The 12,120-nt window shown below is 61.6% G+C and carries 15 protein-coding genes; all 15 read left to right on the top strand.

What is annotated here, in order from left to right; all coding sequences use genetic code 11:
* Nucleotides 1-18: 18 nt before the first annotated feature.
* Nucleotides 19-567 carry a phage virion morphogenesis protein gene (locus tag N805_RS12270; RefSeq protein WP_019470925.1) on the top strand — a complete coding sequence of 183 codons (549 nt, stop codon included), beginning with the start codon at nucleotides 19-21 and terminating at the stop codon, nucleotides 565-567.
* Between the two features lie 294 nt (nucleotides 568-861).
* Nucleotides 862-1,839: a phage protease gene (locus tag N805_RS12275; protein WP_019470924.1), complete on the top strand. Its 978-nt coding sequence runs from the start codon at nucleotides 862-864 to the stop codon at nucleotides 1,837-1,839.
* 13 nt (nucleotides 1,840-1,852) lie between these two features.
* Nucleotides 1,853-2,746, top strand: a complete 894-nt coding sequence (locus N805_RS12280) for a Mu-like prophage major head subunit gpT family protein (RefSeq protein WP_019470923.1) — start codon at nucleotides 1,853-1,855, stop codon at nucleotides 2,744-2,746.
* Between the two features lie 5 nt (nucleotides 2,747-2,751).
* The gene (locus tag N805_RS12285; protein WP_019470922.1) at nucleotides 2,752-3,369 is read left to right on the top strand and encodes an HI1506-related protein; all 618 of its coding nucleotides are present in this window, start codon (nucleotides 2,752-2,754) and stop codon (nucleotides 3,367-3,369) included.
* Complete coding sequence (locus N805_RS12290; RefSeq protein ID WP_019470921.1) at nucleotides 3,369-3,860, top strand: phage protein Gp36 family protein; 492 nt, start codon at nucleotides 3,369-3,371, stop codon at nucleotides 3,858-3,860. The genes N805_RS12285 and N805_RS12290 overlap by 1 nt, the downstream gene beginning before the upstream one ends.
* Nucleotides 3,860-4,441 (top strand): phage protein Gp37, encoded by a 582-nt coding sequence (locus N805_RS12295; protein ID WP_019470920.1) that lies wholly within the window; start codon nucleotides 3,860-3,862, stop codon nucleotides 4,439-4,441. The genes N805_RS12290 and N805_RS12295 overlap by 1 nt, the downstream gene beginning before the upstream one ends.
* Nucleotides 4,441-4,632 (top strand): DUF2635 domain-containing protein, encoded by a 192-nt coding sequence (locus tag N805_RS12300; protein ID WP_019470919.1) that lies wholly within the window; start codon nucleotides 4,441-4,443, stop codon nucleotides 4,630-4,632. The genes N805_RS12295 and N805_RS12300 overlap by 1 nt, the downstream gene beginning before the upstream one ends.
* The gene (locus N805_RS12305; protein ID WP_019470918.1) at nucleotides 4,629-5,726 is read left to right on the top strand and encodes a phage tail sheath C-terminal domain-containing protein; all 1,098 of its coding nucleotides are present in this window, start codon (nucleotides 4,629-4,631) and stop codon (nucleotides 5,724-5,726) included. Before N805_RS12300 ends, N805_RS12305 begins: the two co-directional genes overlap by 4 nt.
* Before the next feature lie 11 nt (nucleotides 5,727-5,737).
* On the top strand, nucleotides 5,738-6,109 hold the full coding sequence (locus tag N805_RS12310) for a hypothetical protein (protein ID WP_019470917.1): 372 nt from the start codon (nucleotides 5,738-5,740) through the stop codon (nucleotides 6,107-6,109).
* Between the two features lie 5 nt (nucleotides 6,110-6,114).
* Complete coding sequence (locus N805_RS12315) at nucleotides 6,115-6,498, top strand: hypothetical protein (RefSeq protein ID WP_019470916.1); 384 nt, start codon at nucleotides 6,115-6,117, stop codon at nucleotides 6,496-6,498.
* Between the two features lie 102 nt (nucleotides 6,499-6,600).
* Nucleotides 6,601-6,867 carry a hypothetical protein gene (locus N805_RS12320; RefSeq protein ID WP_019470915.1) on the top strand — a complete coding sequence of 89 codons (267 nt, stop codon included), beginning with the start codon at nucleotides 6,601-6,603 and terminating at the stop codon, nucleotides 6,865-6,867.
* Nucleotides 6,868-6,907: 40 nt separating this feature from the next.
* Nucleotides 6,908-9,103: a phage tail tape measure protein gene (locus N805_RS12325; protein ID WP_019470914.1), complete on the top strand. Its 2,196-nt coding sequence runs from the start codon at nucleotides 6,908-6,910 to the stop codon at nucleotides 9,101-9,103.
* Nucleotides 9,100-10,425, top strand: a complete 1,326-nt coding sequence (locus N805_RS12330; RefSeq protein WP_019470913.1) for a DNA circularization protein — start codon at nucleotides 9,100-9,102, stop codon at nucleotides 10,423-10,425. The genes N805_RS12325 and N805_RS12330 overlap by 4 nt, the downstream gene beginning before the upstream one ends.
* Nucleotides 10,415-11,539, top strand: a complete 1,125-nt coding sequence (locus tag N805_RS12335; protein ID WP_019470912.1) for a phage baseplate assembly protein — start codon at nucleotides 10,415-10,417, stop codon at nucleotides 11,537-11,539. The genes N805_RS12330 and N805_RS12335 overlap by 11 nt, the downstream gene beginning before the upstream one ends.
* 116 nt (nucleotides 11,540-11,655) lie before the next feature.
* Nucleotides 11,656-12,099: a phage baseplate assembly protein domain-containing protein gene (locus tag N805_RS12340; protein WP_230685718.1), complete on the top strand. Its 444-nt coding sequence runs from the start codon at nucleotides 11,656-11,658 to the stop codon at nucleotides 12,097-12,099.
* Nucleotides 12,100-12,120 lie beyond the last annotated feature (21 nt).

Raw genomic sequence — 12,120 nt, forward strand, 5'->3', positions numbered from 1 at the left:
ATATAGAGGGAGGTGCAAATGGCCGGCGCAATGCTTGATGTAACGATGGACGCCACGGCGGTAGGGCGCGAGCTGGAGCAGCTGATTGAGCGCTTGGGCTCATTGCAGACGCCGCTTAATGACATCGCCGAATACCTGCACATCTCTACTGATGCCCGCGCTCGCCGCCAAGTCGCACCGGATGGCTCGCCTTGGGCGCCACTGTCACCGCGTACCTTGGCCAGAAAGAAAGGCAACAAGATCCTGCGTGAGTCCGGGGATCTGCTCGACACTCTCCGTCACCAGGTGAGCGGTGATGAACTCAGCTTTGGCACTGATCGTCCGTACGGAGCCATTCACCAGTTAGGCGGCAAGATCGAGCACGCGGCTCGATCTCAGCAGGTGTACTTCAAGGAAAAGGGTGGCGTGGTCGGCAACCGCTTCGTAAAGAAGAGCAAGTCAAACTTTGCTCAGTGGGTCACGCATGGTGCGAGATCGGTGGAAATGCCAGCTCGACCCTACCTCGGATTGTCGAGTGAGGACGAAACGGAGATTCTGGAGATCGTATCGGACTATCTGACGGGCTAAACGGGTCTTTTAAAAACGCGCTCATTTGAGCGCTGTGGAGGCCGTAGGCGGTGCATCCGGTTGGGAATCGCCGCCGAGTACCGTTAGATTACCGTTAGATTTGGTTCTGGCACCGTTCCCGGCCTCTAATCGACACTGAGATTCTTCGAAAGGCTGGAAAACCTGAAAAAGTGATCCGTTTGCTATCCGAAGCGAGGTAGCATTCCACTCCCTCCCGCAGTCCCCCCACAGCCGACCAAATCCTTGCGTCGAGCTTAAAAACAATCCCCTCCGTATGCCCCACACACTGGCGGCATGAAAAAACACATCGCACTCAACACGGATTTATCGGCGCTGCCCTCCACTGAGGGCCAGGCGCCCGAATGGATCGAGCTGATTCCCCCTGGACCAGCCATCACTGGTCGTGACGGTCGTACCTGGTTGTTCGATGAGCTGGCTCAGCGTCTGGTGCTCGCCGCCTTTGCTGATCGTGGCATCGACATGGTGATCGATTGGGAGCACTCCACCGAGGTAGCAGCACCGCAGGGTGAGCCTGCCCCCGCTGCCGGCTGGATCGACCAGCTAGAGCTGCGCGCCGGAGCCCTGTGGGGCCATGTCACCTGGACACCACGTGCCGGGGACCAGGTCGCCGCCCGTGAGTACCGATTTGTTTCCCCTGTATTCGACTACGACGACGTTTACCGGCGAATCCTTCGCATGGTCAGCGTCGGCCTGACGAATAAACCGAACCTTGTGCTTACAGCACTGAACCATGAGCAGACGGAGATTCACAAATTGCCTCTTCCAATCGCACTCACGGCGTCCCTTGGCCTGGACGCCAATGCAACTGATGACCAGGTCATCACCGCAGTAAATCAGCTCAAGGCCACCGCCACCGCTCGCAACAGTGAGCAGCCCAGCCTGGCCGACTTCGTTCCACGCGGTGATTACGCCTTGGTCGAGCGCCGGGCACTCAATGCCGAGCAGGCGTTGAGTGAGCATAAGGCCGCTGATTACAAGGCTGTGGTGGACACCGAGATCGATGCCGCTCTGAAGGCCGGCAAGATCACTCCAGCCACCGCCGACTACCACCGTGCGGCCTGCTCGGAGCAAGCCGGCCTTGACCGTTTCCGCGAGTACGTGAAGGCCGCTCCTGTTGTTGGTGCTCCGTCCGGCCTGGACGAGCACAAGCCGAATGGCACCTCCACAGCGCTCAACGCCGAGGAAAAGCACGTCGCCAAGCTGATGGGCATGAGCGAGGCAGACTTCATCAAAGGCCGCGTAGGCATTTAAAGGACGCAACCACATGATCATTACCCCACAGGCGTTGGCCGCCTTCTTTACCTCCTTCCGTAGCGAGTATCAGCGTGCCTTCACTGATACCCCAACCGACTGGCAGAAGATCGCCACTGAAGTACCGTCGACCGGCTCCAGCAACACCTACGGGTGGCTCGGTCAGTTCCCGGCGTTCCGTGAATGGGTAGGTGACCGCGTTCTGCGTGACATGGCCACCCACGCCTACACCATCCTCAACAAGAAATTCGAGTCTTCGGTCAGCGTCCCGCGCGATGCAATGGAAGACGACGAGGTCGGTGTGTACGGCGCGCTGTTCCAAGAAATGGGCCGTGCTGCTAAGGCTCATCCGGACGAGATGGTTTTTGCCTTGTTGAAAGCAGGCCTGACCACCGCCTGCTACGACGGTCAGAACTTCTTCGACACCGATCACCCGCTGTACCCGAACAGCGATGGCACCGGCACGGCTACTTCCGTCAGCAACTACCAGGCTGGCACTGGTCCGGCCTGGTATCTGCTCGATGTCAGTCGCGCCATCAAGCCGATCATCTTCCAGAAGCGCCGTAACTACGATCTGAAGGCTATGACCAAGATCGACGACGAAGCGGTGTTCATGCAGGACATGTACCGCTATGGCGTCGACGCCCGCGTCAACACTGGCTTTGGCTTGTGGCAGTTCGCTTACTGCTCCAAGGCGCCGCTCACCGCTGACAACTACGCGGCCGCCCGTGCTGCCATGAAGGACTTCAAGGCAGACGGTGGTCGTCCGCTGGGCGTGCGTCCTGGCTTGCTGGTGGTGCCATCCAGCCTGGAAGGCGCAGCACGCAAGCTGGTCGTCAAGGACGCCGAAGGCGGCAACGAATGGGCCGGCACTGCTGAAGTGCTGTCGCCGAGCTGGCTGGGGTAACGGCCATGGGTATTGCAATCAAATCCAAGCGTGACGGCTATCGCCGTGCCGGGCTGGCTCACTACGTGGCGGGCACATTCTACGAGGACGGCGATCTGTCGGAGCAGCAACTGGCCATGCTGCGCGATGACCCGAACCTGATGGTTGTCGAGGGGGTGCTGGAGAACACTCTCCAGTCCGACCAGGACAACGACGACCTGATCCAGGAGCTGGGCAACACCATCGCCGGGCTGGAGCATGACCTGGACAAGGCCCGAGCTGGGCTGAAATCGGCCTGCGCCGATCTGCTGGCAGCGCAAGAACGCCAGAAGGCAGCACCGGACCTGGTCGTGGAAGCGGCCAAGCTGCTGACCCCGGCAGATCCGGCGCAGGAAGGCGTGATCATCATCACGGCTGACAGCCTGGTCACGCTCATCGCCGAAAAACTTCAACCGCTGCAAAAGACGCCGGAGGCGCAGGACGATGCAAGCAGGTCGACGATCAGCAATGCCGGCGGTGATGAGTCGCCGGCTCCGGCGCCGGCTGCGGCAGTGGCTCAGGCAGATGGTACTCAGGCCGGAGTGGTAAGCCCGGACAAAGTGCAGGCCAAGCGCGGCAAGGTAGCTCAGAAGGACGCTGACTAATGAATCTCTCGCTGCCGAGCGCAATTGCGGTCATCACTCGCTTTGGTTCCAAGGAAATGGCGGAGCTTTCCGTACCCGCCCTTAACCGGCCCATTGAAGGTGAGCTGCTGGAAGCGGCTGCCAAGGGTGAGCCCTTGGATAACTGGGATGCCGAGGATGTGGCATCTGCCGTGGCGGCACTGGCACGGATCGCTGACGCCGCGACCCGCGCTCGCAGCGAGGTTCAGTTCTATCTGCGCTACCGGCTCCAGGGCGAGGACGCCCCGGGCTGGGTTGCCGATGACCTGCCTGAGCTGACCAGGTTCCACCTGTACGGCGAGAAGGCCAACGCCGATTCGGCTGTACGCCTGCGCTACAAGGACATCATCAAGCGGCTGGAAAGCCTGGCTGCTGAGGATGAAAAGCGTGGCGCGGCGGAGTCTGGGCAGTCGGGCCTACAGATCAGCCACCAACCGCGGATGTTCAGCCGCACCACGCTCCGGGGGTTGTGATGCTGGGTGAGCTGGAAGACGCCATTCAGGCGCGGCTAGGTCAACTGAAACAGGCCCTGCCGCGTTTGCACCTGGACAGCTACGGCGGGGAACTGAGTGACCCGGATCTGCTGGTCGACCTGCTCAAGCAGACCCCATCCGTACTGATCACCACCCCAAAGGTGAGGTTCGACAAAGCCGGCCAAAGGCGTTTCAAGGCTGCTGTTGTGTTTCGCCTGGTCATCTCCAGCACTGCGGTTCGGGGTGAACGGGAGACCCGGCGCGGCACGGTGGCCCGCGATCCGGGCAGTTACTGGATCTGGGAGCAGTGCATGCACCTGCTGACTGGGTGGCAACACAAAGAAGGTGGCGCCCGTGCGGCGCCTACCGAGTTCGCCAACCTGGTCAACGGCAAGTTCCAGACCAGTCACCTGTCGGTGCTGGGCCAGAGCTTCGCCATCGACCTGGACTGGGTAGTGCCTGAATTTGAGTTCGGGTCGCCAGAGCTGCCTGTTCTGGAAGGCGTGGACCTTGCCTTCCATGTCCCGGCCAACAACCCCGAGGTAGCAGCTCGGGACAGCATTGAATTGAAGGAGCCGTGATGCTCGTAACCGCTGCACCAGGTAACCGCGTGCCCATGGCCGGCGAGCCTCGAAAGTTCATCGAGCATGCGCCGGACGAGCCTGTGGAAGTACCTGATAACTCGTACTACCAGCGTCGAATCGCCTCTGGCGAGCTGGTAGAGGCCAAACCGCGTGGTGCCAAACCCGCCGCTAAGAGAGCCACCAAATGACCATCGAATTTGACACCATCCCGGCGAGCATCCGAAAGCCGGGCGTATACATGGAGTTCAACACCAAGCTTGCGGTGCGGACTCTGCCAACCAACGCCCAAAGCGTTTGCCTGATCGTGCCGCTGGGTGCCGGTGCAACGGTAGGCCCTAACATTCCGACTCAGGTCTACAGCGCCGATGAGGCCAAGGCCAAGTTCGGTGATGTGGCCGAAGAAATGGTGGCCGCAGCCATCGCAGCGAATCGCTATGTGGCGATTTCCTGCGTCGGCGTCACCGTCGAGGGCCAGGCCGAGCCGAGCATTGCCGCTGCACTGGCAGCAACTGCGCTGGGTGGCTTCACCATTCTGGTGCCAGCCTGGTTCAGCTCGACTGCCATGGCAGCACTGCGCACGCACATCGAGACGTACACCGATTCCATTGAACAGCAGTCAATCATTGGCATTGGTGCGCTGACCTCGACCTTGTCGGCCGCCACCACTCTGGCAGACAGCCTGAACTCGGGCGCTATCTGTGTTGTGGTCTTGCCGGGCTCCGCGTCTACCGCTCGCCAGGTGGCGGCGGCCTTCGCCTCGGTCGTAGCGTTCGAAGAAGATCCCGCACGCCCCCTCAATACGCTGGTCCTGAAAGGTATCCAGGTGCCGCCGATTGCCAGTCGCCTGGGCCGTACCGAGCAAGAAACCTGTTTGGCCAATGGTGTGACGCCGCTGGAAGTGGGTCCAGGCGGTACGGTGCAGATCGTCCGTGCGGTGACCACCTACACCAAGTCGGCGGCCGGGGCGGATGACGTGGCGTTGCTCGATCTGACCACCATCCGCACCCTCTATTACGTCCGCCAGGCCTGTCGCGAACGCATCCGCCTGCGCTTCCCGCGCGCCAAGTTGTCCAGCCGAACGCCAGCCGCCGTGCGTGGTGAGCTGCTGGACGTGCTGAAGAAGTGCGAAGACTTGGAGATCGTCGAAGAGGTCGCGGCCAACGCTGATGCGCTGATCGTGGAGCGATCCGCGCAGGACGTGAGCCGACTCAACGCCTCGATCCCTGTCGATGTCGTCAATGGCCTGCATGTGTTCGCCGGCCGCATCGACCTTCTTCTGTAACCGGAGCCTGTATGTCAGATATCTACGTTGGCCAGATCGTCTTGTCGATCAACGGCGTCGACTACGACGTTAAGTCCGTTGACGACACCGTCAAGACCGGCCGAGTGGTCGTTCGGACCATGAACCGAGCCGGTAAGGCCAAAGGCACCGCAGCCGGCATGGCCGAATATGAGCTGCGCGTATCGGTAGCCATTCCCAAAACCGGCGAGCCCGTCTGGGAGGCAATGGTGGACGCGAAGCTGACCATCGAGCCTCAGGATGGTGGTGAGCTGCGCGAGACCTGGACTGGCGTGTCCTTGGTCGAGATGGGCAGCAAATACGCGCTGGAAGGTGAAGCGGTCCGCGACCTCACCCTTGTTGCCCTCAACAAATACTCCGAGTAATCGCCATGTCGAACATTGATAAGCGCTGGGACGGCCTGACCATTACCCGCGAACTGGGGATCGGCGTGTATTACGCCGGCACCCGACACAAGTCCTTCACTCTTCGTGTGGCCATGAGCGGCGACCTCATCACGGCTCAGCAGGAACATCCAGTCGGCCCTATCCAGTTGGTCACGCTGGAGGTTTACCGCCAGCAGCTACTTGCCCTGGGCGATATCCCAGCCAAGGAACTGACCACCGAGTTGCTGCGCGCTGAGCTGACCGAGGGCGACTTGGCCCTGATCGCCGAGGCGGATGCTGAACTGGAAAAAAAGCTGTCGCCGCAGAGCGCGGCGTCCACGACTGGCGGCGAATCGAGCATCACCTCGTCCGACACGGCTACCGACTAGAGGAAATCAGTCGGATGACCCGGCCGGAGATTGATGCACGCATTGATCTCCTGGTCGGTCGCAAAAAAGCCACCAGGCGATACGTGTCTATGGGGAAGTTAAATGGCCAACGCAAAAGAGTTTCCGCTGAGTGAGCAAGAGGCAAAGGTGCTGAGCGTGGCGTGGCACTCCCGGCGTGGATCGGCGCTGCTCGATCTTTCAGGCCCCGGTCTGGAGGCTGCATTCCAGGAAGACTTGGAGGGCGCCGCCCGCCGAATGGGGGTCTACCAGGGGCCTCCTGGTCAGTACGGCTACGGCCTCAATGCTGCGGGGATGCCGGTTTTACGGTGGACCCCCGAGCCGACCACCGAAGTAACCAAGGCCCAGTGATGGGCCTTTCTTCTTTATATAGGCATGCGGGAGTGACCTCATGAGTTCCGATTTGCGTGTAGCCCTGCGGATCAATGCCACCTCGGGGAACAGCCGTCGTGAGATCCAGGGCATTGAGCGTGACCTGCGCCAAGCCGGGAAGAACGGTGCCAAAGCGCTCGCTGACGAAAGTGGCAAGGCTGGCACCGCGCTCAACAAGACCGGCAAGGAAGGTGCAGCCAGCTTCAAGATCATCCGTCAGGCCATGCGCGAAGCTGCCACGCAGGGCTCCAACGTCTTTCGCCACGGTGTAATCCAGACTCAGGGCGAGCTGAAGCAACTGGGCCAGGCGGCCAAGCAGGCAGCGAATCAGTCCAAGGGTGAGTTTGTCCGCGCTGACCGTGAAGGCATCGAGCCGCTGCGCCGCAGCGTTGAGCGTACCGAGGGCAGCTTTCGCCGGTTGGCCCAGAACGGCGGCCGCAATCTGCGCATGCTGAAGAGCATGGCTGCCGGAGTTCGTACCGAGCTGGACCGTGTGAAGCGCCTGGGCGGCAGCGCCCAAGGCCAGTTGGCCGGCCTCGGGCTCGGGTTCGGCGCGGCCACCGGCCTGGTGGGCAGTGCGGCCTTGGACCGCCAGTTGATCCGCACCCAGCAGACGGCCGGCATGACGGCCGCCCAGCGTGAGGAATGGCGTGAGGAAGGTTTCCGCATCGCCAAGCAGTACGGTTTGGGCCGTGAAGGTGTGGACAGCGGATTCAATACGCTGATCGCCTCGGGCGTCGAGTATGGGGCGGCCAAAAAGACCGCTGACGCCATTGGCCAGGGCACAGCCGTTACGGGCGCGGATGCCGCGATCCTGGGCAAGGCGGTGGTGGCCGGTGCCAGTGCCTTCAACATCGACCTCAACAAGGACGGCGCAGCGCTGGAGCTGTTGCAGAAGATGACCGTTGCCGGTCGCCTCGGCAACGCCGAGCTGGAGAACCTTGCAGACCTGTTCCCCAAGATTGGCCAGTCCGCCCAGCGGGCAGGCATGTCGATTTCTCAGGCGCTGGCCTTCACCGAGACGCTATCGACGGTAGAGATGCAGCCAGACCGCTTGGGAACCCTGGCCGATTCGACATTGCGGGTGTTCGGTATCAAGGCGTACCAGGAGCAGGTAACCAAGGCCACGGGCGTTCAATTCTTCGACAAGAGCGGCAGTTACCGAGACCCGGCTGCGGTGCTGGGCGACCTCAAGGGCAAGTACGACAAGCTCAAGACCGACAAGGAGCGCGCTCGATTCCTGGGCGTGACCTTCAAGGGCATGGACCAGGACACCGTCCGGGGCATGCAGATCATGCTGTCCGGTAACCGCCTGGACACCTTCAGAGAGCAGACCGCCGAAATTGCCCGGGCTGAGCCGGTGTTCAACCGAGACCTGGCTGACAACGTCAACAGTGCCACCGGCACTGGCAGCCGCATGCGGGCCACGCTCAGCAAGGCCATCGACCGCATGGCTCAACCGATCAACAAGAGCTTTACCGAGTTCGGCAACTACATCCTGGATGACCTCAACCTGACCGGCGAGCAGATGCTGGGCGCCGGTATCGCCACCGGCCTCGGCGGATACTACGCCGGGCGCGGTGCCAAAGCGGGTGCAGGGGCGCTGCTGAACAAGTTCCTGGGCGGTCCAGAAACGCTGAAGAACGTAGCGGTGGGCAAGGTGCTGGAAGAGGCAGCCGGCGTTACTTCCGTGTTCGTCACCAACTGGCCGGCTGGAGGCATGCAGACCCCGACGCCCGACTTGTCGAATAACTCGAAAAACTGGGGCCGGTACGCCGCCCTTGGTTCAACAGTGCTGACACTTGGGGTGCTGGGAGGATCGGCGGATAACTCCGACGAGGCGCGCTTGCGCCATGCCCAAGGTAGCAAGCTGCTCAGCGATGGGCAGAAAAGCTATTACTCGGCCTTCTACAAGAATCGCATGAGCCTGTCTGGCAACAACCCTACCCAGTCTGATGACTGGGTGTCGCAGCAGGCTCAGCGCCTGGCTCAGCAGGAAACGGGCCTCACCTCCAACGGCATGTCTGCTGCTGGGGGTAGTGCTTGGGCGTCGGGGATCGCAAACCGGGCAGTGACGGCCGGCATCAATGCTGCAGCACTGAAACTGTCGGCCCTCCTGGACAAGCCCCTGGTCGTCGAGGTGAGGACAGATTCCGACTACATCCATGCTCAGGTTGAGCGCAGAGCGGACCTACAAGTGAGGCGCGGACAATGAGCTGGGCAGATGATCTGCTGGATTGCACTTATCGTGGCGTCAATCTGGACATCATGGCTGAGGATCTGGAAGCCCAGCGGGCTCTGGTTCAGCATGGCGTGCCGTATGTGGATGGCGATGATGTTGAGGACTTGGGGCAAGGCGCCCGCGAGTTCTCGATGCGTGCTGTGGTGTTCGGCCCCAACTACCTGTTTCAGCTCAAGCTGGTCCTGATCGCGCTCGACGCAATCGGTCCGGGCGAGCTGGTCCACCCGATCTATGGCAGCGTGACCGTTGTCAGCGGGGGCTATAAGGTCAGCCATCACGCCGAGCGTCCGGACTATGCCGAGATCGCGCTGCGCTTCCTTGAGCACAGGCCAAATGACGCCTTCTTCAATCCTGACTTCACCTACACGCCCGAGGGCACTGCGTATGTCGAGGACGAAAAGACTTGGCAGGATGGTGTATTTGATCTGATCGGCCGCCTGGACACGCTGATCGCTGAGGTTCAGGGCTGGATTGGTGGTGGCTGGACCGGGCTGATGGAGAAGGCGCTGGGCCTGCCAGGCATTACCCTGCGGTTGCAGCAGATGCGGACACAGATCATGGGCGTGGTCTCTGGTGTCGAGTCGATGGCCGACAGCTCGGGCTCGGCCTTCGATCCATTGCTTGACCTGACCAGGTCGCCTACCGAAATCCGTTCGTCCATTGAAGAGAGCACCCCTAGCGCCTCGGCCGACCTGCTGAGTCGCACAGGCGTGCCATCGGCCATGCCGGGTGCTGAGTCGCTGCCTCCCGACATCGCCCGTATTGGCAGCACGTTCCTGGTTGCGGCGCGTGAGGGCACAGAGCCGGACGGCTCGGTACTGCCAGACACCATGCCGGATGATCCAGTCGAGGCCGTGGCGTTTGCCCTGGTCACGTTGGTGATAACTGAGTTGGCCCTGAACTACGCCAGCGCGATTGGCGTGGTCATCGAGAATGATGCGGACGATTTGGCACTCAGCCCGAACGACCTTGAGCGCCTGGCCAACCTGGCGCGCAGCCTCATCCAGGCCGCCATCCTGCTGCATCGGCACCTTTACGGCATTGAAGAGGCGTTGCCGATCATCGAAGGCCTGAGGACGACTGCTGCCCTGATTCAGGCCCGCGCACGACAGCTGGTGCTCCAGCGTCCACCGCTTGTCTCCCGGACAGTCGAGTCGCCGACCAATCTGCGGTTGTTGGCGCATCGCTGGTACAGCGACAGCAGCCGGGCCGACGAGCTGATGCGCCTGAATCCCGAACTTCGCTCGCCCTACAGCATTGCACCAGGAACGGTGGTCCGCGCTTATGCAAACTGAAGAGTCCATCCGCCTCTCTATCGGCGGCAAGATCTACAAAACATGGGATGGCTGGTCAGTTGAGTCGGACCTGCTCACGCCGGCTGATGGGTTTGAGCTGGAGCTGTTCACCCGCGACACGGTGCAGTTGCCAGAGACGTTGGTTGAGGGGGCAAGTTGTAGCCTGACGCTCGGCCGCGACCGGGTGCTGACCGGCCAACTGGACGAGATTGAGCACGACGTATCGAAACGAGGAATCTCCATCCGCATCACTGGCCGAGACAAAGCGGCAGCCTTGGTCGATTGTTCTGCTCCCTTTGTGTCCATGCGGGAGGCGTCTCTGGCCCAGATCCTCAAGGAAGTGGTCACGCCGCTAGGTATCACCCGAGTGGAGGTGCGTGCGGCGGGTAAACCTATCCGACGCCGGGTCCAGGTCGAGCCTGGCCAGTCGGGATGGGAGGCGCTGCTTCAGGTGGCTGAAGCCAACGGCTTGTGGCCGTGGGTCGAGCCGGATGGCCTGCTGGTTGTTGGCGGGCCGGACTACACCTCGGCGCCCGTGGGTGAGCTGATCCTGCGAAAGGACGGCATGGGGAACAACGTCGAGCGCTTGAGCACGCGCCGCTCCATCGCTGGCCGGTATAGCCAGGTCACCGTGCTAGGCCAGCACGGCCAGTACGATAACGATGGGCTGGATACCGGCAAGGCGCATCTGCGCTCGGTCATCAAAGATGATGTGCTGGCCCGTCGCGGTATCTTCCGGCCGAAGGTCGTCATCGACAGTGCCAGCGAAAGCTCGGACATGGCGACTACCAGGGCAAGGAAGGTGCTGGCCGACAGTCGCCTTGAGGGGTTCGAGATCCGGGCCATCGTTCCAGGCTACCGGGCTCCTAACGGCGCTGTGTGGAAGCCTGGCCAGCGCGTCATCGTGCGCAGCGAGCCGCATGGGCTTGATGACACCTATTTCATCATGGCTCGCACCCTGCGCTTGGCTCGTAACCAGGGCGCCTATACCGAGCTGAGAATGCGCGAAGACAAGCTGTGGGTGCTCGATGGCAACCCGCTGAAGAAGCACAAGGGCAAGAAGTCGAAGGCGGATGCCGACGCGTCGTTCATCCAAATGATCAGGAGTCTGTAATGGGGTCAATTCCTGGGCTCGTCCGCGAGCAAATAGACCGCGCCCTCCGTGGAGTTCGTCAGGCCTTCCGGGCGGTCGGTACGCGTAACACGCACGGGCCTAACATCGGGGTCCAGATGCAGGGCCTGGCTGGTGAGACTGTGGTAGGCGAGCTGGCTCAGCACTACGGCTTCACCTCCGGGCCTCTGGCCGGCGCCGAATTCATTGCTCTACCCATTGGTGGCAACAGCAAACATGTGGTCGTGATCGCCACCGAGGACGCCCGGTATAGGCTGAAGGTAAAGGATGGTGAGGTGGCCATCTACACCGACGAAGGCGACCACGTTCATCTTAAGCGCGGCCGGGTGATCGAGGTCGAAACGGATACGCTCCTGGTCAAGGCCAGCACAAAGGTTCGATTCGAAACGCCGCTGATCGAGACGACTGGTGAGGTCAAGGCAAAAGGCAACATCCAGTCAGCTGCGGAGGTGATTGACCAGGTCCGCAGCATGCAGGCCGACCGCGAGATTTATAACGGGCACAAGCACGGCAACAGCCCAACCCCCGACCCACAGCAGTAACCCTCCCTCTATTTCCGGCCC

It is taken from the genome of Pseudomonas putida S13.1.2 (genome assembly GCF_000498395.2).
Lineage (GTDB): Bacteria > Pseudomonadota > Gammaproteobacteria > Pseudomonadales > Pseudomonadaceae > Aquipseudomonas > Aquipseudomonas putida_Q.

Bases quoted from the DNA above. Each gene is read 5' to 3' on its own strand.
- N805_RS12270 (WP_019470925.1), top strand. From the start codon at position 19: ATGGCCGGCGCAATGCTTGATGTAACGATGGACGCCACGGCGGTAGGG.
- N805_RS12275 (WP_019470924.1), top strand. From the start codon at position 862: ATGAAAAAACACATCGCACTCAACACGGATTTATCGGCGCTGCCCTCC.
- N805_RS12280 (WP_019470923.1), top strand. From the start codon at position 1,853: ATGATCATTACCCCACAGGCGTTGGCCGCCTTCTTTACCTCCTTCCGT.
- N805_RS12285 (WP_019470922.1), top strand. From the start codon at position 2,752: ATGGGTATTGCAATCAAATCCAAGCGTGACGGCTATCGCCGTGCCGGG.
- N805_RS12290 (WP_019470921.1), top strand. From the start codon at position 3,369: ATGAATCTCTCGCTGCCGAGCGCAATTGCGGTCATCACTCGCTTTGGT.
- N805_RS12295 (WP_019470920.1), top strand. From the start codon at position 3,860: ATGCTGGGTGAGCTGGAAGACGCCATTCAGGCGCGGCTAGGTCAACTG.
- N805_RS12300 (WP_019470919.1), top strand. From the start codon at position 4,441: ATGCTCGTAACCGCTGCACCAGGTAACCGCGTGCCCATGGCCGGCGAG.
- N805_RS12305 (WP_019470918.1), top strand. From the start codon at position 4,629: ATGACCATCGAATTTGACACCATCCCGGCGAGCATCCGAAAGCCGGGC.
- N805_RS12310 (WP_019470917.1), top strand. From the start codon at position 5,738: ATGTCAGATATCTACGTTGGCCAGATCGTCTTGTCGATCAACGGCGTC.
- N805_RS12315 (WP_019470916.1), top strand. From the start codon at position 6,115: ATGTCGAACATTGATAAGCGCTGGGACGGCCTGACCATTACCCGCGAA.
- N805_RS12320 (WP_019470915.1), top strand. From the start codon at position 6,601: ATGGCCAACGCAAAAGAGTTTCCGCTGAGTGAGCAAGAGGCAAAGGTG.
- N805_RS12325 (WP_019470914.1), top strand. From the start codon at position 6,908: ATGAGTTCCGATTTGCGTGTAGCCCTGCGGATCAATGCCACCTCGGGG.
- N805_RS12330 (WP_019470913.1), top strand. From the start codon at position 9,100: ATGAGCTGGGCAGATGATCTGCTGGATTGCACTTATCGTGGCGTCAAT.
- N805_RS12335 (WP_019470912.1), top strand. From the start codon at position 10,415: ATGCAAACTGAAGAGTCCATCCGCCTCTCTATCGGCGGCAAGATCTAC.
- N805_RS12340 (WP_230685718.1), top strand. From the start codon at position 11,656: ATGCAGGGCCTGGCTGGTGAGACTGTGGTAGGCGAGCTGGCTCAGCAC.